Source organism: Leucobacter fengyongliangi (genome assembly GCF_052386045.1).
The window spans coordinates 2,450,047-2,472,409 of record NZ_CM126356.1 but is presented as its reverse complement, the minus strand read 5'-3'; the positions used below and the strand labels follow the sequence as shown (position 1 = coordinate 2,472,409).

The 22,363-nt window shown below is 59.6% G+C and carries 19 protein-coding genes and 1 pseudogene; 7 read left to right on the top strand and 13 right to left on the bottom strand.

Annotated features, from left to right (window positions below):
* Nucleotides 1–34 precede the first annotated feature (34 nt).
* The 3 genes from ACTNFK_RS11665 (at nucleotide 35) to ACTNFK_RS11655 (ending at nucleotide 5,032) form a co-directional block, all read left to right on the top strand.
* Nucleotides 35–1,759 carry a DUF262 domain-containing protein gene (locus ACTNFK_RS11665; protein WP_059059387.1) on the top strand — a complete coding sequence of 575 codons (1,725 nt, stop codon included), beginning with the start codon at nucleotides 35–37 and terminating at the stop codon, nucleotides 1,757–1,759.
* Complete coding sequence (locus ACTNFK_RS11660) at nucleotides 1,756–4,059, top strand: DUF262 domain-containing protein (protein WP_059059386.1); 2,304 nt, start codon at nucleotides 1,756–1,758, stop codon at nucleotides 4,057–4,059. Before ACTNFK_RS11665 ends, ACTNFK_RS11660 begins: the two co-directional genes overlap by 4 nt.
* 106 nt (nucleotides 4,060–4,165) lie before the next feature.
* Complete coding sequence (locus tag ACTNFK_RS11655) at nucleotides 4,166–5,032, top strand: hypothetical protein (RefSeq protein ID WP_445117165.1); 867 nt, start codon at nucleotides 4,166–4,168, stop codon at nucleotides 5,030–5,032.
* A gap of 48 nt (nucleotides 5,033–5,080) precedes the next feature.
* Here ACTNFK_RS11655 and ACTNFK_RS11650 read toward each other — a convergent pair whose 3' ends face one another.
* From ACTNFK_RS11650 to ACTNFK_RS11600, 11 genes and pseudogenes are all read right to left on the bottom strand, one after another.
* Nucleotides 5,081–6,547, bottom strand: coding sequence for an SCO6880 family protein (locus ACTNFK_RS11650; protein WP_435936550.1), 1,467 nt, complete (start codon nucleotides 6,545–6,547; stop codon nucleotides 5,081–5,083).
* Between the two features lie 6 nt (nucleotides 6,548–6,553).
* Entirely contained in the window at nucleotides 6,554–7,906 is a 1,353-nt protein-coding gene (locus ACTNFK_RS11645; RefSeq protein ID WP_435936549.1) for a conjugal transfer protein TrbL, read from the bottom strand.
* Between the two features lie 33 nt (nucleotides 7,907–7,939).
* Nucleotides 7,940–8,212, bottom strand: coding sequence for a DUF6112 family protein (locus tag ACTNFK_RS11640; RefSeq protein ID WP_245190222.1), 273 nt, complete (start codon nucleotides 8,210–8,212; stop codon nucleotides 7,940–7,942).
* A 138-nt stretch (nucleotides 8,213–8,350) separates the two neighbouring features.
* Nucleotides 8,351–8,617 carry a DUF6112 family protein gene (locus tag ACTNFK_RS11635; RefSeq protein ID WP_435936548.1) on the bottom strand — a complete coding sequence of 89 codons (267 nt, stop codon included), beginning with the start codon at nucleotides 8,615–8,617 and terminating at the stop codon, nucleotides 8,351–8,353.
* 2 nt (nucleotides 8,618–8,619) lie between these two features.
* A pseudogene (locus ACTNFK_RS11630) lies at nucleotides 8,620–9,813 on the bottom strand (M23 family metallopeptidase); the annotation flags it as partial.
* 12 nt (nucleotides 9,814–9,825) lie between these two features.
* Entirely contained in the window at nucleotides 9,826–10,509 is a 684-nt protein-coding gene (locus tag ACTNFK_RS11625; protein ID WP_435936547.1) for a hypothetical protein, read from the bottom strand.
* Between the two features lie 30 nt (nucleotides 10,510–10,539).
* A complete protein-coding gene (locus ACTNFK_RS11620) occupies nucleotides 10,540–11,556 on the bottom strand; it encodes a ParB N-terminal domain-containing protein (protein WP_435936546.1) in 1,017 nt (338 codons plus the stop codon).
* On the bottom strand, nucleotides 11,553–12,410 hold the full coding sequence (locus ACTNFK_RS11615) for a hypothetical protein (protein WP_435936545.1): 858 nt from the start codon (nucleotides 12,408–12,410) through the stop codon (nucleotides 11,553–11,555). Before ACTNFK_RS11615 ends, ACTNFK_RS11620 begins: the two co-directional genes overlap by 4 nt.
* A gap of 461 nt (nucleotides 12,411–12,871) precedes the next feature.
* Nucleotides 12,872–13,495, bottom strand: coding sequence for a DUF2637 domain-containing protein (locus ACTNFK_RS11610; protein WP_435936544.1), 624 nt, complete (start codon nucleotides 13,493–13,495; stop codon nucleotides 12,872–12,874).
* Entirely contained in the window at nucleotides 13,492–14,415 is a 924-nt protein-coding gene (locus tag ACTNFK_RS11605) for a bifunctional DNA primase/polymerase (RefSeq protein WP_435936543.1), read from the bottom strand. The genes ACTNFK_RS11610 and ACTNFK_RS11605 overlap by 4 nt, the downstream gene beginning before the upstream one ends.
* The gene (locus ACTNFK_RS11600; RefSeq protein WP_435936542.1) at nucleotides 14,412–15,503 is read right to left on the bottom strand and encodes an ArdC-like ssDNA-binding domain-containing protein; all 1,092 of its coding nucleotides are present in this window, start codon (nucleotides 15,501–15,503) and stop codon (nucleotides 14,412–14,414) included. Before ACTNFK_RS11600 ends, ACTNFK_RS11605 begins: the two co-directional genes overlap by 4 nt.
* A gap of 326 nt (nucleotides 15,504–15,829) precedes the next feature.
* On the opposite strand from ACTNFK_RS11600, the gene ACTNFK_RS11595 reads away from it, so the two are divergent.
* The 4 genes from ACTNFK_RS11595 to ACTNFK_RS11580 all read left to right on the top strand — a co-directional run bounded on the left by ACTNFK_RS11595 (nucleotide 15,830) and on the right by ACTNFK_RS11580 (nucleotide 18,949).
* Nucleotides 15,830–16,255 carry a hypothetical protein gene (locus tag ACTNFK_RS11595; RefSeq protein ID WP_435936541.1) on the top strand — a complete coding sequence of 142 codons (426 nt, stop codon included), beginning with the start codon at nucleotides 15,830–15,832 and terminating at the stop codon, nucleotides 16,253–16,255.
* A gap of 68 nt (nucleotides 16,256–16,323) precedes the next feature.
* Nucleotides 16,324–16,800, top strand: a complete 477-nt coding sequence (locus ACTNFK_RS11590; RefSeq protein WP_435936540.1) for a hypothetical protein — start codon at nucleotides 16,324–16,326, stop codon at nucleotides 16,798–16,800.
* Between the two features lie 5 nt (nucleotides 16,801–16,805).
* Nucleotides 16,806–17,813, top strand: a complete 1,008-nt coding sequence (locus tag ACTNFK_RS11585; protein ID WP_435936539.1) for a hypothetical protein — start codon at nucleotides 16,806–16,808, stop codon at nucleotides 17,811–17,813.
* Between the two features lie 77 nt (nucleotides 17,814–17,890).
* On the top strand, nucleotides 17,891–18,949 hold the full coding sequence (locus ACTNFK_RS11580; protein WP_435936538.1) for an alpha/beta hydrolase family protein: 1,059 nt from the start codon (nucleotides 17,891–17,893) through the stop codon (nucleotides 18,947–18,949).
* 18 nt (nucleotides 18,950–18,967) lie between these two features.
* On the opposite strand, the gene ACTNFK_RS11575 is transcribed toward ACTNFK_RS11580, so the two are convergent.
* Together ACTNFK_RS11575 and brxD are read right to left on the bottom strand one after the other, a co-directional pair.
* Entirely contained in the window at nucleotides 18,968–21,061 is a 2,094-nt protein-coding gene (locus ACTNFK_RS11575) for a DEAD/DEAH box helicase (RefSeq protein WP_435936537.1), read from the bottom strand.
* Complete coding sequence (gene brxD, locus ACTNFK_RS11570; protein ID WP_435936536.1) at nucleotides 21,054–22,361, bottom strand: BREX system ATP-binding protein BrxD; 1,308 nt, start codon at nucleotides 22,359–22,361, stop codon at nucleotides 21,054–21,056. Before brxD ends, ACTNFK_RS11575 begins: the two co-directional genes overlap by 8 nt.
* Nucleotides 22,362–22,363 lie beyond the last annotated feature (2 nt).

The window sequence follows — 22,363 nt, the reverse complement described above, 5'->3', positions numbered from 1 at the left end:
CAGTTACGACGAACTGGACAGCGAAAGGGGATCGATGGATGCGCTCCTGGAACCCAAGACCGTGGGTGACATCACTGGTGCGTTCTACGTCCCTGCATACCAGCGTGGCTATCGCTGGGGTGCGGATGAAGTAGATCGACTTCTCTCAGATATTTGGGCCAGCGAAGGGAAACCATACTATCTTCAGCCCATTGTCGTGAAGGCGATGCCGGATGGCCGCTTAGAGCTCATCGACGGCCAGCAACGACTTACGACCTTGTATCTAATTTTCAATTTCATGCAGACACACGGACTGCAAAGTGCGGGTGCTGGATACACGATGGAGTACGAGACGCGTGAGGGGAGTCAGGCGTTCCTTCAGGCTCCAAATGCTGATGAGCGTGAGCACAACATCGACTTTCATCACATCTATGTCGCCTATGAACACATCCGTGCGTGGTTTGAAGCACACGATCACAGACAACAGTGGGCTGCGAACAAGCTCTACGGCTACCTCTTCGAGAGCGTAAAAGTCATTTGGTATGAGGCTCCTGATGAGCCTGAATTCGATTCGGTCTCGCTATTTACTCGACTCAACGTCGGACGCATCCCACTCACAGATTCAGAGCTAGTGAAGGCGCTCGTCCTTTCCAGCAGTCGGCGCATGCCTGGTGTCGCCGATAAGAGTGAGCAGATTGCCGCCCAGTGGGATGGCTTCGAACGAGAATTGCGTACGCCTGAGGTCTGGTCCTTCATTACAGCTAGGCATGAAGACGAAGCCACGCACATCGGGCTCATTCTTGACACCCTCGCTGACCGGATCGGAGGTAACACCGAGGGGCGGCATCGGCCCAGGTACCACACCTTCGAGACTCTTCGGCCGAAGATAGAGAGCGACCCGCAAGCATTCTGGGATGACGTTGTCAGGCTCCACTCGCTTATCGTGGGTTGGTATGAAGATCGCGACATCTTCCACAAGATTGGCTACCTCGTCGCGGTCGGTGAATCATTTGCGGCACTCCTCGACTCCACAGCTGGGCTGACACAGAGCGCACTCCACTATGCACTCGACAGCAGGATTCGGGATCGGCTCAGCCTCACGGCAGAGCAACTGACCGAGCTCGACTATGAATCGAAAGGTAGGAAGTGCGAGGAAGCGCTTCTACTCATGAATGTCGAGACCGTGCGGACCCGTGCGGAATCATCCGAACGGTACTCGTTCCGAGCACATGCGCGGGGAGCATGGTCTCTGGAGCATATTCACGCCCAGAACACTCAACCGCTCAAACGGGACGAGAAGATCTGGGCTGAATGGTTGCGGCTGCATCGTCATGCACTCCTCAGCGTTCCTGATCTCGGCACGAATACGCAGTCCAGACTGATTGCTGAGATCGATGAAGTGTTAGAAGCAATCGAGGACGAACGTTCGCACGGGATTGGTCCCCGTTTCGACTCTGTGAAGGCGAAAGTGGAGTCGGCACTCACGTCATCGGATGCCGATGAGAGTATCCACTCGATCTCAAATCTTGCGTTGCTTGCCAGCGGAGACAACAGCGCTTTGAGCAACTCGGTTTTCGAAGTCAAGCGTCAAGAAATTCTGCGACGGGATCGCGCCGGTTCATACATCCCAGCTTGCACGCGGAACGTGTTTTTGAAGTACTACACAGTTGCCGACGCGCAACAGGTTCACTACTGGAGTGTTGCGGACCGAGTGTCCTACTTGGCCGCGATCCAAACGGCGCTCACGCCCTATCTCCTACCCGATGAGGAGCTCGTATGAAGGGCTACAAGACTTCTTTTGTCGGAATGTTTCAACCTCGACATGACGGCATGCCCACGGTGAACCTTGTCGAGATCCCGCTCATCCAGCGCGACTATGCGCAAGGACGCCAGGGCGCCGATGTCGAAGTGATTCGGCGGGACTTCCTTGACGTGCTGGTCGGAGCAGTCACTGGAGGAGACCCGGTCGACCTCGACTTCGTCTACGGTGAAATCAGCCGCGAAACGCACGTTCTCCGTCCCCTCGACGGGCAACAACGACTCACAACGCTCTTCCTGATCCACTGGTATGTCGCTGCGCGGCTTGGGCGACTTGAAGAGGCGAGTACCTGGCTGAGATTCTCCTACGCGACCCGTCAAACAGCGGAGCATTTCTGCCGACAGCTGGTCAGCCCTAAGCACCCGCTCACCGATAGCTTCGTCAGGCCGTCAAGCTGGATCACCGACCAGCCGTGGTACCTGTTTAGTTGGCGCCACGATCCAACGGTTCAGTCAATGCTTGTGATGCTTGATGCCATTCACGAACGACTGAGTGGAGAGCATGTCGTCCTCTCCTTCGTTTGGGATCGACTTGTCGACACCGTTAGCCCGCCGATTTCCTTCCATTTTCTTCCGATTGATGACATGCCGTCTGGTGAAGAGCTCTACATCAAGATGAACTCACGCGGGAAGCCCCTGACCGAGTTCGAGAACTTCAAGGCCCGGTTCGAGAAGATCCTCGCGAATGCTCTGGCGCCGGATCGGTTCAGGGAGCTTGTCCATAAGATCGATGGCGCTTGGGCTGATGTGCTTTGGCCTTACCACGACGGTGACTACATCGTTGACGATGAGTTCCTCAGATACCTCGAGTTCATTATCGAGGTCTGCGAGTGGCGGCAAGGAGTGCCGTCACAGGGTCGACTGCTTGACCGCGCGGAACGCGCCTTCGCCGCAGGCGACGAGACCAACGTGGCATTTCTTTTCCATGCCTTCGACACATGGGTCGAACCCACGTCGAGGCGTCCGGTCGATATTGGTGAAGTTTTCGGAGTTCATCTGGCGAGCGCGTCGGATACTGGAGCATCGGTTGGGGACCAGGTTCTGCTTTTCGATTCAGCGAATCCGAACCTCTTCCAGGATTGCTGCCGCCGCTACGGGCAGAAACGTGGTCGCGCGCGTCTGTTCACGCTATCCGAGACCCTTTTCTTATTCGCGACCCTGATCCATCGGCAATTCGACACCACAGAAATCCAGGCGCGGCTCAGAGTCCTGCGCAATCTGACCGACCGGGCAGACGATGAGGTCCGAGAGGAGCGCATGCCCGATCTGCTCCAGAGCACTGAACGTCTTATCCGCACTGGTGAACTCGAGGACCTTCGTGGTTTCAATCAAGACCGCGTAATGGACGAGATTGAAAAGCGAAAGTATCTTGTCGCACATCCGGACCAAGTCGCCGTGCTTCATCGACTTGAAGATCATCCGCTATTACGAGGCAGAGTTTTTGCTTTCGACCTGGAACCCGACAGACTCGCGTCACGCGTCGAGGCGTTCGAGAGGATCACTCCGAAGGAGCTTTGGCCGCAACTGACCGCTGTGCTCCTCGCCAATGAAACGAACTACGGGCTCCCGCTCGGACAGCGTGGCTACCAATTCGGTTCCAGCGAGCAAGAGAGCCGTTGGCGTGACGTGTTCACACGAAGAGGACGTGAGAAAAGCGCCGCGCTCCGTTTAGCGCTGAACCGGGTGCTTGATGCGGTGGCGGGCGGCGCCGCGAGTACGTCTGAAACTCTCTTATCGATCATCACCGAGTTCTTGACACAATGCCGCGAAGCGCAACGGTTCGACTGGCGCTACTACCTTGCCGCATATGACGAGATGCGCGAGGGAAGGACGGGCATCTACTTCGGTGAACACCTCCGGGCGAACGGCACTTGGAACTACTCGATGTGCATGCTCAGGACCGACAGTCTCACCGGGTCGGCGTACTACCGCGACCCCTTCCTACTGGCAGTCTGGAACCAGAGTGGCGTCGGCGACGCTGTCCGCGACCCGTGGTTCCGAGGCTACGAAACAGAACCAAGGTGGCTCCGACTTACCAAAAGCGAGGGTGGGATTCGATGCATCAATGAAGGATTCGAGCTGAGCGCTCCTCTTGACGAACGTGCTGCTGCACTCTGGCAACAGGTGTGTGAGCGACACGGCGCAGTCGAATCATTCTTGCGTGTTGAGCAGAATAGCCACACCGGAGAGGCTATCGACAGCGAGGATCGTGTACGTAAATGTTCCGCCCTGCTTCAGGACCTGGTTGCGGCCGGACTCTAACCGATTGCCGCCGTAAGCGGTGCTGCACAACCTGGGCATGCAGTTGCCAGGTGAAGTGCACGCCTTATTCCTCTCGATGTCGGTGCTCATCAGTACGATTGGTCCCATGACGGACACCAAAGTAATTGAGAATCCGGGGACCAAATTCACCCAGGTGCTGGACGCGGCTGCAAAGTTGCCCGGTGTTCGGATCAATCGAGCGGCGTATCTGCGTGCCTCACTGAAGCGGTACTGCACTGCCGAACAAATCGAGCTTGCCGTTAACGAGAGTCCAGCTGCCGCAGGGATACCGCTTTCGATTGTCACACAGGCCGCGAACACGTCAATCAAGTACGAGACTTCAAAGGTGACCGGGCTATCCACAGTTGCAGGGATACCTGGTGGTCTCGCAATGATTGGCACTGTGCCAGCCGATCTTGTTCAGTACATGGGCCATATGCTGCGTATTGCACAAAAGCTTGCGTACCTGTACAGCTGGCCTGATCTCTTTGCCGAGGGTGAGGAAATCGATGAGGCGACAGAGAGTGTTCTGACCCTTTTCGTTGGTGTCATGTTCGGTGTCCAGATTGCTCAGGGAGGAGTGGCAAAAGTCGCCGGAATGATTGCCGCGAATGTAGCTAAAAAGCTGCCTCAACAGGCGCTCACCAAGGGCCTCATCTATCCCGTGGTCAAGAAAGTCGCGGGATACATCGGCGTCAGCATGACAAAGAAGCTGTTTGCGAGTGGCGTTGCTAAGGCCATCCCGATCGTGGGTGCCGTTCTCTCGGGCGGCCTCACCCTCGCCACGTTCCTTCCAATGTCGAAGCGACTTCAGAAGCATCTGGCAAGTTTGGAATTGACGAAGCCCGGCCACCGTAACGAAGACACTACGGTGACCGATTTAGAAGTTGTTGCCGATTCACCCCAGGACGAGCTTGTTGTAGCTCAAGACGAGTCCACTGAGCACAATGGTGAACAGACCGAAAACGCCTGACTGCACAGCCAGCGAACGCCGGTGAAAATTCCTTCGCGTGCGGTGCCATCACACCACGCGGCATAGCGGTAGCGCAGCGGCGGTGAATGCCTGAGCCTGCTGGCCGACGAGGAGGCGAGTCTCACACGACGCCTGAATGGCAGCCTGCTCGATCGCAGCGACGGCGGCGTCGAGTTCGTCGGCAGTGCGTGCTGAGACTGAGATGAGCCCGGTGTAGCGCAAGATGCCGTGCCCGGCTGTGAGGTCCGCCTCCTGCTGGAGAACGTCCTGAAACTCGGCGGTCTGCGAGGCATCCTCGATTTGACCGATGCGCTGGCGCTGGGCCGCGTCTGAGATGTACTCCGTCTTCTTCTTGCGGATGTCGCGCGCCGCCTTGTCAGAGCGCATCGGGGTGCAAAGCAGCGAGAAGGACCGCTGGATCCCGCTCGACAAGAGCACCGGTGCTAAGAACCCGGGGTAGACCATCGAGCGGGGCCATTCCGAGATCCACAACACTGCGTGGAAGGCCGAGTCTGTGCGCAGCCTTGACCACGACTCGTTCACAGCGACGGGCCCCGCGGTGGCAAGCGACTGGCCGAGTTCACCGTGGCGTTCGAGTGTTGCTGCGATCGCGGGGTCATATGCGGAACGGAGGATCACGGCGATCTCGCCACATGTCAACCACGACGATGGTGCGAGGTCAGCTGATCGCAGTGCAGCGATCAGCGTGGACATCTCTTGGCGAAGAACAGCCGCAGCTCCGCGAATGCCGCCACCGGCAGTGCGGATCTGCCGTGCTGCGGCGTGCATATCAAGCGACAGAGAGAGCGTCGTCGCGTGACGCTCTCCAGCAGGCCCGGCGCGCTCAATCAGTTCGGCGTACGTTGTTGATGCCCAAGAACCATCTGCGTTCCCGTGTGATGCCCACCATTCGGCGAGCCCGGTACCGGAGTCCGGCAATGTGCGCTCAAGTATTTGCAGCATTGAGAGTCGACCGGACCGGCACACGGTCGCGAGCACTCGACCCCACGAGCTGACGCGCCGTTCCTGTTCGCCGGGATCAAGGAGCACGAACGCAGGGTGTGTGACGGAAACGACAGCGGTAAGGGTGCTGGCAGTTGGATCATGAACCATCCCGGCGCCGGTGATCGGGTCCTCGTACTCACGCAACCGCGCCATGTCACCAGGCAGCGCGAGCGAACCCGCAGGCCGTGGCTTCACAACGCGCCGACGGTAGAGCAGCTGGCCGCCGGTGGTCTTCCAGATCCTCCAGAAGATGATGGGAATCCATTCGACGATCGCGCGTCCAGAGATCCGGATCCACACCGCGGCCGCTGCGGAGAGCCACGCGGGTGCCGAGAATGCGATGAGTATGCCGCCTCCGGCATAGAACGCCCACACCAGTGATCCGACGCCAAGCCCGAGAGCGACAAGCTGCGAGAGCGACAGACCAAGCAGGATGCCCCGTCGCGTCAGCCGGGAGAATTTCACCGGAACGAGATCACCGGATCGTTGATCGTCATAGTCCTTCGACATGGTGGGCTATACCTTTCCTATCGGGCGCGGCTGCGGAGGCTGGGTGCTGGGCGGTGCGGGATCGGCTCGAGGAGTGGGAGGCTGAGGCGTTGAACGAGGTGCGGCGGAAGCCGCGCCCGAGCCATCCGCACCAGCGGTGGCTGATTCGGCCGTCCCAGCAACAGCGCCGCCGAGCTGAGGTCCGGCAGCCGCGGCACCTTTGATGACCTCCGCGCCAATAATGACCGCCGCCGCGGGGCCGGCCGCCGCGGCAGCACCACTGGCACCCGCGCCGGATCCTGCACCCGCACCGGCAGTTGATCCGCTGGATGACGCTCCAGCTGAAGCAGAGGTGCTGGGCGCACTTGTTGCTGCGGGAGTGGCGTTCGGCGTCGCACTGCCCCCGGGGCCACCATCGAGCACCTTCTTGACTCCGTCGCTCTGCGGTTTCGACGGCACGGGCACGGGCCGGTTCACGGCGCTCTTTGCTTCTTGTTCGCTTCCCATCGCGTGGTAAAGATCGAAGCCGAGGAACGAGATGAACCGGTAGACCATGTACGGAGCGAATGCAGCGATGAACAACAGCACGATGCCCGAGATCGGCTCAGTCACAGCCGACAGATCAGCCTCAATCGGGGATGAAATCTGAGTGATTGCAATGAGGAACACGACGACAAGGACGAGTTTGGAGATGATGAGCGCGACAACGAACGCGGCCCATTTACCGATCCATCCGCGGGTGACATCCCAGGCCGCTCCAGCGAATGCGATGGGTGCGAGCACGATCGCAACGAGCAACAATGCTTTACGGATCAGGAGTGAGAACCAGACTATCGCGACCGCACAGATCATCAGCCCGGCGAGGAAGATCGTAACGATCGCGCCGACGCCTGGAGCCGCGATGTTGATTGTGGTGAGCCCAGCGGTGAGGAGCGCGATCTTGTCGCCCATAGTTTCGGTGGTTTCTCCTGCCGCCTGGATGACACCGATGCACAACTGATCCACAATCTCCAGAGCAGTTGCCGTCAACGTGATGACGACGAAGGAGCCGAGAACGGCTTTGGCTGCGCCGAGTGCTGCGCGTGAGAGCGCGGCGGGCTCGCGTCTGATGAGGCCGAGGACGAGTTGGAAACAGAAGAACAGCAAGACGATGAATACACCGATGCCAAAGAGCAGGTTGTAGACGTCGAGGTATCCCTCGGACTGGACGTCCACGAGGGTCGTGCTGTCAAAGACAGTCCACATGGCTTCGATGAGCCAGCCCGCGGCTTGACCCATCGTGGAGGCGAGCCAGTCAAAAGGGGCCGACACCAAGGTGGCGGCGCCTTCACCGACGGCATCGCAGACGTTGGATATGACGGGGATATCGCAGACACTCATCGCAGGCCTCTCTGAACTGGTGGGTGGTGAGCCTCAGACCTGCTGTCCGACGTTCCAGAAGAAATTGATCAGGGTCACGGATGCGCCGCAGATGACTGCCGCACCACAGGAGATGAGTACTCCGAGCTTGCCGCGACCTGCGAGGTGGGGATTCGACGAGTTTGATCCGAACCCCCACACGATCGCGGAGATGATCAGCGCGAGCACGGAAAGGATGAGCCCGACAGTCATGACGGCACCGACAATGGTGCGCAATTGCGCGATCCCCGGCAGGCCGGAGTCATTCGGTGTGATGTCGATGTCCATCGGCAAGACTGCGGCGATGGTCGTGATGAGTTCAAACACGGTGGCTCCTTAGCGTGAACACCGCCGACGGCGGCAGACGAAACATGGTCGAGAGCCAGGTGTGCAGCCCGTTCCCGTTCGTCACGATGCGGCAGAGAGCTACAACTGCTTGCCCAGATGAATGAGCCAGTTCAGCCAGGTCACACCGCCGCCTGCGAGGATCGCGGCGCCCAGAGCTACGAAGACCCCCGCGCGTGCCTTTGCCGCGACCGCGGGGTTGCCGCTGGAGGTCGAGATTGCCCAGATGATTGCGCTGACGATGATCATGAGGACGGCGACAACAAGGATGATCGTGAGCATCGCTCCGATGACGACCTTGAGATCACCGATGCCGCTCATGCTGCCGAAGTCTGGAAATACATTCATGACGTGCCTCCTGTCATCGCAGAACATCCAGCACCAGCCGTGGCCTCTGGAAGATCAGCGGCGTCGTGGTCGTTGAGCCACTTCGCGGCATCGATCGCCTCCGCATACGTGCCACCCGGGCGGACTTCGAAGTGCAGATGCGGACCGGTTGAATGCCCCGATGAGCCGACATCACCGATGTGCTGACCAGCGATGGCACGGTCTCCGACGGTTACGTGGATGCCGTTTCGCCACATGTGCGCGTACGCGGTGGCGACGGTAGTGCCGTCGATGTGGTGCTCGATGACGATCAGCCCTCCCCAACCGCCGGAGAACTCTGCGACGGTCACCACTCCATCCGCTGCGGCGAGAATGGGTGTCCCGTCGGCCGCGGCAAGATCGGTGCCGGTATGGAAGGCGCTCTCGCCGGTTATGGGATCGATGCGCGGTCCGAAGTCGCCGGTGTGAACCCAGGACCCTTCCGGCAGTGGAAATACGACACGGGAGGATTTCGTTACTGCGTCAGGTGGTGACGGCGATGTCGTTGGCGAAGCCGTCGTTGACGAAGTCGAAGTGCCACTCGTGAGCGTGGCAAGGATCTTCTCGGCGACGGGCTCGTAATCGTTGTATCGATCCGGGTACGCCGACACCTCAACCGCCTGCGCAGCCTCGCCCTTCCCCATGCTCTGCCAGCCTGGAATGTCGAGCAGGCCGCGGGGAGATGGATAGTTGGGGCCCGATGGCCCGCCGAAGAACGCGGCAACTTGGTACTCAGGATCCATCAGCTCAGCCACAGATCCCCAACCCGATTGCGGCCGCATCTGAAAGAGGCCGAGCGAGTCGTGGTCGGATCCATTTCCGTCGTTCGGGTAGCTCCCGGATTCTGGGTAGGTTCCGGTGTTCGCGAGCTGTCGCAGCGTCGACTCGGTGAGAGCAGCCATGATCGCGATCTGTACGCCATCGCGGGTGACGCCCTCGATCCGTGAACCTACGGTGATGATCGTCGCCGCATGCGTCAGTTGCTGCTTGTTGAGCGTGAACGTCTCCCCATTAGCAGTTGTCGCCACGAGAGAGTCCGGCACCTTGCCGAGCGTGAGACTTGACGAAGAAAGACACGCAATCACCGCCGGATTCATTACGAGGCCGACGGTGACGAGCCCCAGCGTCGGTGCGAGGAACATGAGAGCGACGACTGCGATCGCGAGTTTCTTCATCATGAGCCGGGCCTCCTACCGCAGCGGATTATTCAGCTGTGAAAGCCGCAAGACATGGCAGGTTCTTTTGGGCGGGCAAGCGATGAAAACCGTGAAAGCGACCTGTTTGTCGGCACTGACCGGGTCACCGTTCCAGTCACCAGAGCGATGGCGGATCCCCTCGATCGTGAACGCGGTGGCACCGTCGGGGAGCTGGTCTCGTTGAGCTTGCGCGAGGGCGTCAGCCCAGGCATCCGGCACGTACACGGAAGTGATCTTCAAGTGTTGCTTTGTTGCGTACTGACGCAGTTGCATCCAGGCATCGTGCGTGGGTAAGTAGCTTGCAAGATCGGCTGCGAGGCCGGGCTGCTCGGCACCGCTCGGGTCAGCAACGTCGAGGATGATTTCGGTGTAGTCCAGCGGAAGGAATCCACTACCGGTGTCCCAAGTAAACAGCGCCGTAGCGAGGCTGCGTGCGAAGGTCTCGGCATCGGTGCTGTGGGGGATTGCCGGAATCCGAGGTGTCGGTCCATCAGGGGCGTTCGAGGGGCCAGGAGCATGTTCAGTAGTTGGTGAGACCGGGCCGGTTGACTCACCGTGCCCACGGGATCCGGCGATGAGTCCGTAGACGCCAACGCCGGTGATGAGGAGCACGGCAACTGCGGTGGCGATGAGGGTGACAACGGTGCGGCGGGAACGAGGAGCGGTCAGAAGCTTCATGCCTGGAAGGTGCGCAGCCTCGGCCACGCATTAGATCGCTCGGAGGTTCCTTATCTCCATTGGCTGCTCAGCGGCATCAACGTTGGTATCGAACGCTGTTCGGAGTCGCTCCGCGAAGTCTGAGGTTGCATCCACTGCCCGCAAGAACAACTCGACTTCAGCAGCACTCAGTTTGAGAGCGAGGTCGTCGACATCAAAGTGACGCCACCACCCATCGAGCTCAGTCCAGGTAACAACGAACGCGCGAACTGGCCACGGCTCGTCGTCGTCCGCACGATTCGTCTGCGGACTCGGCGAAGAGCGGCGCTTAGTGCGCGGCGTGCTCTTGAGACGCGCCAGAGCTTCTTCCGCCAGCTTCGCGACATCTTCCTCAGATGCATCGGAGTCTGCCTCCGCGACAAGCTGGCGGGCCCGCAGATAACTCGGGTGTACCGGTCCGCCTGAACCGATGAGTTCGAGCTCGGCGGCAACTCCCACACGAACTGTCTCTGGTTGATCCTGGTCCTCAGCGATCTGCTGCAGGTAGTTGATCTTCTCGAGCGTGGTGTGTGAAGCACCGTCGGGGATCATCGCAGCGGCCTGGGCGCGAGATTGTCCCGGTGATTCTGACGGTGGCGCAAAATTTGCTGCACCGTCAGTTCCCGGCTGATTTTCGCTGCTGAAACGCGACGCTTCTTGCCGACGAGCAGCATCCTCAGCCATCAGCGCCTTGATCTCCCGATAGAGCGCTGCACCTTCCAGCTGGGTGAGCGGCTTGTGCAGCATGTTGTCATCTTGTTCAGCAAGCAGGTGCGCGAGATCTCCTGAGATACCTGAACGCACCCAAACCTTGACGTGCTGCCAGCTGAGCTGCTTGATCGCAGCCAATCGTCGCGCACCGCATACCAAGATCCCGTCGGGTGTGACCGTGATCGGTTGGAGTAAACCATCACGCTCAATCGAGGCTGCGAGCGAGTCGAGGTCGCCGAGTCCAGTGCGGTGACGTCGCCCAACGCGGATCGAGTCGACAGCGCGGTCCAGCTCGATGTGTCCGCCGTCCCGACTCACTGGTTGCTCCCGTGGGTGGGGACCGACATCGCGATAGCCGTGACAAGGTCATCGTCGCTGAGGAGCGTTGCGAGCGCTTCACCGACGAGGATACGGAGAAGGATGCCTCGTCCGGTGCTCGTCGCGCGATACGCGGGATGGGGGTGCCCGAGCAACACCTGCAATAGCGCCGACCAAGAGTCGGCGGGCAAATCGAGCAGTGCCCGGGCGTGCTTGTCACGACGCAGCAGTTCGTACGCACTCTGTCGAGATCCGGCACGTGCCACCGCACTACACACATGTTCGATCGCCGTACGGGCGATACTTTCGGGCCAGCCCAACGTTGTAAACAGCGTGATCGAACCGTCGATCGCACGGCGAGCAGTGTCAACATCGCGCGTAACGCCGGGGTCATCGTCTTCAGTCAGGGAATGCCGATCCACCACGTGGAATGCCGGGTGATAATCGGCCAGTGGGTTCTCACGGTCAGCAAAGCGCTCTGGGTCATGGAACGCAGAAATATGGGGTCGACGTGCTTGATGAGTCGCGCAGAGCAATCCCTGTCCTCGCTCTTCGGCGATGCAGGTGACTTGAACACCGCGGGTGACTACGGCCCAAGGATCAATCGCCTCACGAGCGGATCGCGTCCTCATGACGTCGAAAGCTGCTGACGCTGCCTCCCACGGATCGAGGCCATGCTTGCGAGCCAATGCCGCGTACTTTTCTGCGGCAAACGCGGCGAGTTCAGCGGCGACGCGGTCGTGCTTCCATGCATGTGGGCCCGCGCTGTGCAGTCGATGCAGTAGGGCGCGAAGCCCTTCGCTTGTCGTGTAGTCCTCGCGTGGTTGCGGCGCCGGGCGGTTTGTCTTGGTCATGGTGTGGGAACCTCCTGGTAAGCAGGTGCGCGCCCGCTCCCCAGCGGGTTCCTAGGTATCCGTGAAGTGCCCATGGGAGGTCATGACCAACGATCAGCGCGTCCCGATCGCGCCTCGTTCAGCACCATGTCGGGAATTGCCATGGCCGAACGCGGATAACGGTGGGAGGTGCCGGGCTCGGTCTGAGATGCCGCGGGCGCTCGCCGCAGTCACTTCAAACGTGCGGCGCCGGAGTTCGGTTTGGAAGCTGATCCCCGCCCCGGCGAGGCGCGAACTCCCGCGTGCAATCAGGTCAGTCGGACGCACCCATTCGACTCCTCGGCCTCGGTACGCTGAAGGGTCGATTCCAGCACGGGGGCGTCGACGCTGAACGCTCGTGGCCTCGACAGCTTCTGGCAAGAGAGGATCGTCGGCCAGATGGCGATCGGTGCTGGCAGTCAGAGCATCCCTTTCTATCTCGTTCATTTTGGCTCCTCCTCGGAAGTTGTTGCGGGGGACGGCTTAAGGCCCTCAACATTGAGCGGGATGTTGGCGAACCAGCGCCCCACAGTGGAAGGGTGCACATTCAGTTCGCGTGCGATGGCCTTGTTCGACCAACCGGCATCGCGCAACGTTATCGCAGAGTCTTGGGGTGAGGTCTGAATGGCTGGCGTCTCAGTGCTTTCGGCTTTTTCAGTGGTCGCGGGAGTCCGGATCAGGAGCACGGTGAGATGCGTGATCGCCAGCAAGACCACGGGCGGAACTGCGGCGACCGCAGCGGCAAGGAGGCGCGGCACATCGGCATCCGCGGCGACTACAGCATGGATTGAATTCGCCGTGACCGATACGGCTGCCGTACCAGCGAGTAATGTCCAGGGGTACCAGGCGGCGCGGGCTCCTGCCAGCGCGACGGCGGCGACGGTCGAGACGACGATGACTCCGTCGACAATCAGTGGCCATGCCCATGCTTGGCCATCACCAATTCCAGACCGTGCGGCAAGGTCTGCGAGCGAGGTGAACGACAGCCAGAAGGCTCCCACAGCAATGAATATGGTGCCTGCCACAGCCGTCGATACTGCCCACCGTCGGCCGTTGAAGTCACTCATGACAGCGCCCGAAAGGTTGATGAAGGCGGCGGTCGGTCGTGTGAAGTTGATGCGCTGACTCGTGTCGATTGCTGCGGAGGGGTGCCCAGCACCGCTCGGTAAGCTGACCGCACGGTCGTCGTCGTTTCGCGGTGGCTGAGGCCTGCCCGCTCAGCGGCGGGACTCAGTGCTTCGAGCGCTTCGACTGTCGGCACTCGCTGTTCAGCCATTTTGCACGCGGCCCAGAAGAGTCCATGGTTGCGTTCGCCTTCTTGGCGCCGCGCAACCCAATCTGCGAGGCGCTGCACATCGACAGGCTGTTGTGCTGATCGCCCACTTTGATGCGCCTCGTTACGTTGCGGGGGATCGAGATAGTCACGGAGTTGCTGCGAAGCGAGCGCACGACCTGGTTCACGAGCCAACCGGAGTGTCTCGTATTGCCATGATTGCCCGTCAAGCACGCGTAGCGAGGGAGGGACGATGACGTATCCGCCATCACCGCGAAAATCGATTCCCGCCCGCGCAGATTGCCACGAGCGTTGTTCGATATTCGGGTCTGCGGGGAAATAGATATGTAGCCCACCGGATGGAGTTCTGACCGCAGCCTCCCAGCCGCTCAGCAGTCCCGCGCGCCAGGCGCCATCGAGGGCGTCGTAGCCGTTGACAGAACCGTGCACGTCTACATCGACGACAACGAGCCCAGAGGTTGTACCGGTCGGCATCCCGATATTTGCGGACGGAATCGCAGTCCACCAGCGACGAATCAGCTCAGGATCGTTGCGGGCCGAATGAAATCCGCCCGCAACGACGGGGCGCTTCCCACCCGCGGCACAGGGGAACACGGGGAAGCCGGAGTCGGCAAATGCGAGTGCGCCCTGTTCGAGCGGCATCCCGCGACCAACGTGATCGAGCGCCGTAGTGAACGCTTTCGATGAACTCATCGCATTCCCCGCACGTCTGCCAGCGCCACCTGTTTTGGGGAAGCTGTAGCCGAAGGCGTGTGTGAAGCGCTCGCACGCTGAGCTGCCGCGACGTTGCGATGCGTCGATTCCCGCTCGATACCCGGAGGGGTACCGTTGCCGGTCATGGGGGTGTCGAGCTGATCGAGAATCCTGATGGCGGTGGCACGTACTCTCTCGCCGGTGGATTTGATCACGTCGACGGGTTCCTTCCCATCGACGTGTGCCGACCAAGAGGCGACGTAGGGGATTGTGTACCCCGAGGTGTCCATGCCGTGCGCTGCGCCGATCATTAGCGCGACCGATTCTGCTTCGACTTCTCCGATGCCACGGTGCAGTCGGACGTCGGCATTCTCGGGATCGTGCATAAGCACGTGTCCCAACTCATGTGCGAGGGTCTTCACCCGTGCCGCCGCATCCATGTCGGCGCGCACGAGCACGGTCTTATCGGTGTAGTTCGTGACGCCATTTGCCCCGTGAATTGATGATGTATCTGGTGCATCGCCCAACGCGAACCCTGCGGTCTCAACCTGTTTCGCAAGCCCTTCCCACAGCCCGGCGGGTGCTTCGCCCTCAAGCAAAGTCGGGGCGGGTAGCTCAGGAAGTGGATCGCCTGCGGTCTGAGAGGCATCCCACACGTAGGCCGGGCGAACGCCGATCATCTTTGATCGCACCGCCTCACCTGGCCGAGGTTTCTCGAACTTCTTTAGTCGCCTCCATGAATCTGCATTTGCTGGCGTGGCAGAAGCGAAGCGGCCGGTGACGGGCGCGAGGATCTGATACCCGGGTTGCCCCTTCTGCACTTGGCGGCCGAGATCTTGCCATTGCTTGTATCCGGCGACGTAGGTTGGCATCGGATCAGGCACAAGGCCCTGCTCGTGGGCCGCCTGATGCTGCACCCAGATCAGTAGTGTGTTGTTGAAAGAACGGCTTCGAAAGTTGGCCACGAACGTCAAGGCCCGCTTCCAATCGTCACCAGATACGATTTCTTCGACGGCCCCCGCGAGCTTTCCGTGCAGCTCATCGAGCTTTGCGTCTCTGGCGGCTTGGCGATCCTCGATCGTGGTCATCACTGGATCTCCTCTCTGACGTGCCGCGCGGCGAACTCGTGCGGCAGTACATCTGAGAGGTGCGCGTGGGTGTCCGGATCGGCGACAGAGTAACCGGCTTTGGGCATGGGTGGAGCGCATGGTGCACCTCCTCGGCGCAAGGACGGGTGCACGCTCAACACCCGTCGTTGAGCATGCCCAAAATCATGTGATCTACTGTCTAACATCACATTTGAGCATGCGCAACCCTTGATTTGAGCATGCCCAAGGGGTACATTGATCATGCGTAATCACCTCAAGAGGTGACGTTTGACCATCGCCAAACCCATCCCGAAGGGAAGGGCACTATGCAACAGACCGAAGATCAGAACAAGGCCGCGGCCGAGCTTCTTGAGAAACGTCTGCGTCTGCTGCTCGACGTCAAAGCTGCCGAGACCGGTGCTGAACCGTCGTTCTCGGAGATCGCCGCATTCTTGAGAGAGCGCGGTACGAACCTGTCGCGATCCCGCTGGACTTACATGATTAACGGGCACCGAAAAGTCGATGACGCTGAGGTGTTTGCAGGGCTCGCCGAGTTCTTCGACGTCGACGTTGGCTTCATCACCGGCGATAGTGATGCCTCAACGCCGGAGAAGGTGAAGGCCCAGATTGATCTCGTGCGCTCGATGCGGGCAGCAAAAGTGAAATCGTTTGCGACGCGTACGCTTGGTGACCTTTCGCCGGAAACGCTTCGGGCGATCACCCAATTCTTGGATCAAGAGATGACACAGTAAGCGAGCAACACTGGTGTCGCTCACAAGGTTGACGCCGAGGATGCTCTCAAGCAGATAGTGAGCACACCGTGAATATCGAACAGACCGTAACGACCGCAGTCGCGAGCTTGCAGCTGGGCGAAAACTTCACGTTCGCCGCACTCACCGATGCTGTGCAGCGGCAACGAGGGCGAGAGATCCGGGTCACTGAACTCGCGGAGCTAGGCGAAAACGACGGGCTTTGCGCGTTGCTGTTCTACGGCGAGGAACAAGACTTGATCCTCCACGCCCGTACAGACTCGGCCCTTCATAGCCAGCAGTTCGTGCTGCACGAATTCGCGCACATCATTCTTGGTCACTGTGATGGCGAAGGCTGCTCGCTCAACGATGTCGTACACAACAGACTGTTCCCCGACATTCCTGCTTCTCTACGCTCCCGTGTACTGGCGCGGAAGGACGTGGAATCAGAAGACGAGATCGCCGCTGAAAGCTTGGCTGATCGCCTGGCCGCGGGCATCCGCGGGTCGGCGTTTGCGGAGACGAGCTACACGGAGATATTCGGTTGATCCAAATGCTTGTCGCAGGCGTCATGTGGACGCTGGTCGCAAGCCTGCTCATTCTGCGGCGAGGGCGTGCCGACCGCAGTATTACTTACGCTGCGGTTGCCATCGCGCTTGCGATGACGCTCAATATCGACGACATCTACCTCGCGATCGATCCCGCACTGAGTGGAACGAACCTCGTCACCGTTGCGAGTGATGCTTTGCTCATGACGGGGCTCTTCTTTCTGGGCCGGGGCGTGATGAAGGCAGGAGACTACCGGCCCCAACCGGTCAAGATCGCCGTCGGGCTCCCGGCGCTCGTCGTTGCACTTACCTGCGTCGCCGTACTGTTCTTCTTCATCGACCGCGGCGAGACGACCACAGAGTTCATGCGTGATCTTGGCGCTCATCCTGCTGCTGCGATCTACTCGATTACCGTCTTCGCGTACTGCGGCATTGTTGTCGCCGCCATGCTCGTGCTGGCCGTGCGGCAGTTTCGACTCGCTTCAGGCGTGCTTCGAGTGCCCGCGATGCTGCTGGCGGTCGGAGCTGGTTGCGGTATTGCACTGTGTGTCAACGTGATTATCATGGACGTCGCACACGTCACCGGCGCACTGAGTGTCATGTATGCGGTTGATCCCGCATACGGGCCGCTCATGATCGCGACGTTCCTGTTTCTTTGTGCGGGCTTCATTGCGCAGCCTGCGATGCGCTCGCTCCGGCAGCGCCTGCGTGATGTGCAGACCGACGTGCTCGTCGCCCAGCTCGGCCCGATCTGGCGTGATGCAACCAGCCTCAGGCCTGGTCTCAGCGGGAGCCACCCCACTCCGGGAATTCTCGAAGAATCCGAAGCGCGACTGCATCGCAACATTGTCGAGATACGTGACGCCATGATCGACCCACGGGTGACCTTCGCCATCGACGATGCCGACCGCACATTGCTCGAACGAGCTGAGTCCCATTTGCTGGGAGTGAAGGCTCCGAAAATAGACCGGCGCAAGCCCGACGACGTTGAGACCAAAGCGGAGTCGTCGTGAGGGCCAGGCGAGTAATTGGTGCGTGTCTCTGGGGTGGCACTGCGCTGCTCTGTGCGGGCACAGTAGCTTTCGGATGGGTGATCGCTCGCAAGCTCACCGCTCCAATCGGCCCGCGAACGTTTAACCTCGTTGTTCGCGGCGTTGAAGACGACGACGGTGCGCTCAGGATCGTGCTCGACCGCACGCCAGACACCGCCGCCAAAGGTCTCTACAGTCTCTGGTTTGAACGAGGTGGTTGGGTTCAGCTCGGTAGCGACGTAGAGGATCGCGGTCCAAACCGAATCGCCCGCGTAGCCACCGAAACTTCCGACAACCTCAAGGTGCAAGTAGGTGACCGTATCTCGTGGAGTGGCATCTACTTCGCTTCTCCAGCAGATGCTGGGTTAGACGCTCGCGAAATTAGGATCAGCACGCCGTCCGGTGACGCGCCCGCATGGCGAATCGACGGCAGTTCTTCAACATGGGCAATCCATATTCATGGTCTTGGTAGCCCCCGCGCAGGCACGCTCCGCGGTGTGCAAGTTGCCACAGATCTGGGGTACACGTCACTCGTTGTGAGCTACCGTAACGACGGAGAAGGCCCGAAAATCGGGAGCGGTCGCTCAACACTTGGAGCAACCGAAGTAGACGATGTCGAAGCAGCGATCAGTTATGCGGTTCGTCGTGGAGCTGAACGGATCGTACTGTTTGGCTGGTCGATGGGCGCCGAGATCGCACTACAGCTCGCGCACAGGTCGGACTACGCGCAGCTAGTCGCCGGTCTCGTGCTTGACTCGCCGGTGCTCGACTGGGTCGAGGTGATCAAAGCGAATTGTGCGCGAAGCGGTTTGCCCCCAGCAGCAGGCCATCTTGCGATTCCGTGGTTGACGCTTGGCCCGCTCGCACGCATGATGGGTCTGCCGAACGCTATCCAGCTTCGGGAACTCGATTGGGCGCGGCGGGCAGAAGAACTCACCGTGCCCACGCTGATTCTGCACGGCGTAATCGATGACTCGGCTCCCATCAGTAACTCGGAGGCACTACGCGATCGACGCCCCGACGTCGTAACACTCGAAGCTTTCGATGCAGGCCATACGCTCAACTGGAACTCGGGTCCCAACCGATGGCGTGAAGCAGCCAATCGTTTCTTGTTATAGGTCGGCAGTACACGTCAGCTATGACTGAGCTGCACCAGTCGTTGAACTCACGATCAATCTTTCATTCTGTATGGCGATTGCACCAGGCCGGTCGGCGAACCGCTCGCCTAAGGTTTCAACTGCCAGCTCGAGCGGGAGCGCCTCGGAAAATTTGAGGCCTTCGACTGCTTCAGGTGAGATTCTTGGTACGGCGTCCGTGACATCAGTTTCTCGCAGCGAGCTGAGATCGAACTCGCTGTCAAAATACATGGCCTCATTTGTCGTGCTGTGTACGGCGTCCTTGGGCAGTGCCGCCGCCAACGTTTCGTGCGCACGCAGCCCGGCGAAGCTCCACAGTGCCATATCGTTCTCACGTCGTTCCACTACGAGCCGCTCCCGTGCAACGAGCATTGCCCAGTGTTCCCGTGCTTCACTGAGAGCCTTCATTGCACGCTGCGACATCTCGACCGGCGGATCGGTTCCGAGTAAAACGTCGCGACGCGCGCGAACCATCTCGAACGATTCCGGCATTGACTCAGACGCCCAGCGCGTCTTTCCCTTCGACTTGTCTTCCGCGACGTGAATCACCCGCCTATCCCAAGAAATATCGCTAACCAGCCAGGACCGACCTGCAAGTAGCAACGGTCGTGAGCCCTGCTTGACTTCAGTCGATAACGAGAGCGCTGAGACAGAACCGATTTCTTTGCTACCTTCTTTCACCGCAAAGTCGAGTTCTGTTACGAATGTGCTGAGCAGATCCATGAAATGGCGTCCACCAAACACCTGCTCCGCCCGGGGCCCGATGAATAACCAATCCCCATCAGCTACAAGAAACTGTTGTTCAACAAGGTAGTCAAGAATGGCCTCTGCATCTTCCATGACAGCGCTGCCAGAGAACCAAGTGTTGATGCTGGCGCGTGTAATTCGTTTCTCCTGCAGTGCCAGAGCAAGAAGTTGCTGCGCTGTAATGTGTCGTGGATGTGGCGGCGGCTCGATCTCCTCGACAAAGCCGCGCCCCCAAAGGCTCAAGAGCCCTGCAGCGCGCACCAGGGTTGCGGGGTCTGTAGCAAGAAACAGTGCATTCCTCGTGCTACCTGGGCGTCGCCCGGTACGACCGAGTCGCTGCAGAAACGACGCCACTGTGCGTGGCGAATCAAGCTGAATCATGCGGTCGAGATCACCGATGTCGATACCGAGTTCGAGGGTAGACGTCGAAACAATTACACAGTTTTGTGCTTCCGCAAACGCTTGCTCACTTTGCCGTCTTTGATCCAGCGACAAGCTTGAGTGGGACACGAACGTGGTCGTCCCGCGTTGACGCAACGCGAACGCAAGCTCCTCGGCCGAGGATCTCGACTCGCAAAACACGAGTCGTTTCTCACCAGCATGCAGCGACGCAATGATCGTAGCTGCGTTCTCTACTGATCCCACATAGTCGAGTGCGATCGCAGGTTCTATGGGCGAATCACCTGCAGACACCACTTTGCCCCGTCTGGAACGCACATTTGAGCCCTGGAACCACTGCAGAATAGATTCAGGGTTTCCGAGTGTCGCCGAAAGCCCAACACGCTGAATCGGCACTGATGCAATGTGCTGAAGCCGCTCAAGCACTGCAACAAGATGCCAACCACGGTCACCACCAGCGAAGGCATGGATCTCATCTGCGATAACCGCACGAACTCCCTGAAAAAACAGCCGGTGGTCCACGCGTCGCGAGACGAGCATCGCTTCCAACGACTCCGGAGTGGTGAGCAAGATCTCTGGTGGTTCGCTCAAAATCCTGCGGCGAGCCGAATCGCCAACGTCGCCGTGCCACAGCGCAACGCGTCTACCGAGCCAGGACGCATACTGTTCCAAGCGTGGGAGTAGGTTGTTGAGCAACGCTTTGAGCGGTGCGACGTAGATAACGCTGAGCCCCGACCAATCCTCTTCGACTATCCGAGAAAGCATCGGGAATATCGCAGCTTCGGTTTTGCCACCAGCAGTCGGAGCGATGAGTAAGCAGTCGGCACCGGCGAGCACCGGCGCAATAGCTGCTTGCTGCAGAGGTCGTAGGTCTCGCCAGCCAAGCGTGTTGACGACGTGGTATTCGATACCAGGACTCAACTGCTGAGAGGCCTGATACTCAGACATCTATCTCTATTGCGTCGAGTCCGCTTGCCGCGCGTTCATCCTCGTTCAGCTCAGTGGGTGCAACCTGGACCGTTTCCGCATCTTCTGGTGTGAAATCAGGAAACTGCTCGATTCGGTCGAGAATGTCGACGAGCTTACGCAGAAACACTCTTGGCGCAATGCCCACACGACCACCGAGCTGCCCAGCAATTGATTGCGAAAGCCTTGAAAGGTATCCATCATCTATGAGGGACTCAATTCGATCGGCCGCCGAACTGTCCGATGCATAAATTTCTCGCACACGTCGACCAAGCTCGATCAAACCATCCTGCTGAAAACCAAGCAGGCGAATTTGGGGTGCACGTGGATTATCCCATCGCGGATCACCAGAGAAGTCGACCGAAATCCGTGAGGCCAGGGGCGGAAGTCGCTGGACGCCCTGGGTACCTTCGAAGAAAGCGGGCGTGCCAGTCACCAGCACATAGAGACCAGGGAATCTCCCAGCGTCAACTTCATCGAGCAACTGTCGAAGCGCATTGAGGGACTTTTCACGCACATCGCTGCGCACGCGCTGTAAGGTCTCGACCTCGTCAAGTACGAGCACGAGCCCCGCATAGTCGGAGTCTCGAAGCACAGCAAGTAGCCCCTGAAGAAACCCAAACGCTGCAAAATGGTCAATATCGCCGCGCACGCCTGCGGCCCGCCGTACACTCGCCGCAACTGAAGGTTGCCCGCCGAGCCAGGCTACTAACCCGTCAGCAGTCGCAGTCTCTCCTTCACGCAATGCTGAGTGGTAACCACGGAGCGCGGCTGCGAATGCCGGAGCCGTGCGACTGACCGCTGCCAGTCGCTGTTCCAGAAGCTCGTCTGTTCGTTGCTCCAGTTCACCTGGAGTTGAAGGATCAGCACCCGAGTCCACGGCGTCTTCTTCGAGCACACGAAACCAGCCGTCGATCACCTCTCGAAATGCGCTCGCTGGGATGGCCTCGGTGGAAAGGTTTTCTGTGATGCGCCGGTAAATCGTTTCGAGTTTGTGTAGAGGAGTCTCTGTCTCAGATATCTGAACTTCGGCCGTCGCAAACCCTCGCTGTTTGGCAGTCTCGGTCAGCCAGCGAGCGAAGAACGTCTTTCCCGATCCGTACTCACCTCGTACTGCTTTAAAGACGCCACCACTTTCCGTGACGGTGGTGAGTTCCTCGTCGATGGTTGCTTGAAAGCGGTCGAGTCCAACTGCCATCACGTCAAGGCCGCGTTGTGGCACAGTGCCGCGTCGCAGCGCGTCGATGATCTCTCGACGTCGACGGGGGCTCACCGTAACCATCG

Bases quoted from the DNA above. Each gene is read 5' to 3' on its own strand.
- ACTNFK_RS11665 (WP_059059387.1), top strand. From the start codon at position 35: ATGGATGCGCTCCTGGAACCCAAGACCGTGGGTGACATCACTGGTGCG.
- ACTNFK_RS11660 (WP_059059386.1), top strand. From the start codon at position 1,756: ATGAAGGGCTACAAGACTTCTTTTGTCGGAATGTTTCAACCTCGACAT.
- ACTNFK_RS11655 (WP_445117165.1), top strand. From the start codon at position 4,166: ATGACGGACACCAAAGTAATTGAGAATCCGGGGACCAAATTCACCCAG.
- ACTNFK_RS11650 (WP_435936550.1), bottom strand. From the start codon at position 6,547: ATGTCGAAGGACTATGACGATCAACGATCCGGTGATCTCGTTCCGGTG.
- ACTNFK_RS11645 (WP_435936549.1), bottom strand. From the start codon at position 7,906: ATGAGTGTCTGCGATATCCCCGTCATATCCAACGTCTGCGATGCCGTC.
- ACTNFK_RS11640 (WP_245190222.1), bottom strand. From the start codon at position 8,212: ATGGACATCGACATCACACCGAATGACTCCGGCCTGCCGGGGATCGCG.
- ACTNFK_RS11635 (WP_435936548.1), bottom strand. From the start codon at position 8,617: ATGAATGTATTTCCAGACTTCGGCAGCATGAGCGGCATCGGTGATCTC.
- ACTNFK_RS11625 (WP_435936547.1), bottom strand. From the start codon at position 10,509: ATGAAGCTTCTGACCGCTCCTCGTTCCCGCCGCACCGTTGTCACCCTC.
- ACTNFK_RS11615 (WP_435936545.1), bottom strand. From the start codon at position 12,410: ATGACCAAGACAAACCGCCCGGCGCCGCAACCACGCGAGGACTACACG.
- ACTNFK_RS11610 (WP_435936544.1), bottom strand. From the start codon at position 13,495: ATGAGTGACTTCAACGGCCGACGGTGGGCAGTATCGACGGCTGTGGCA.
- ACTNFK_RS11605 (WP_435936543.1), bottom strand. From the start codon at position 14,415: ATGAGTTCATCGAAAGCGTTCACTACGGCGCTCGATCACGTTGGTCGC.
- ACTNFK_RS11600 (WP_435936542.1), bottom strand. From the start codon at position 15,503: ATGACCACGATCGAGGATCGCCAAGCCGCCAGAGACGCAAAGCTCGAT.
- ACTNFK_RS11595 (WP_435936541.1), top strand. From the start codon at position 15,830: ATGCAACAGACCGAAGATCAGAACAAGGCCGCGGCCGAGCTTCTTGAG.
- ACTNFK_RS11585 (WP_435936539.1), top strand. From the start codon at position 16,806: ATGCTTGTCGCAGGCGTCATGTGGACGCTGGTCGCAAGCCTGCTCATT.
- ACTNFK_RS11575 (WP_435936537.1), bottom strand. From the start codon at position 21,061: ATGTCTGAGTATCAGGCCTCTCAGCAGTTGAGTCCTGGTATCGAATAC.
- brxD (WP_435936536.1), bottom strand. From the start codon at position 22,361: ATGGTTACGGTGAGCCCCCGTCGACGTCGAGAGATCATCGACGCGCTG.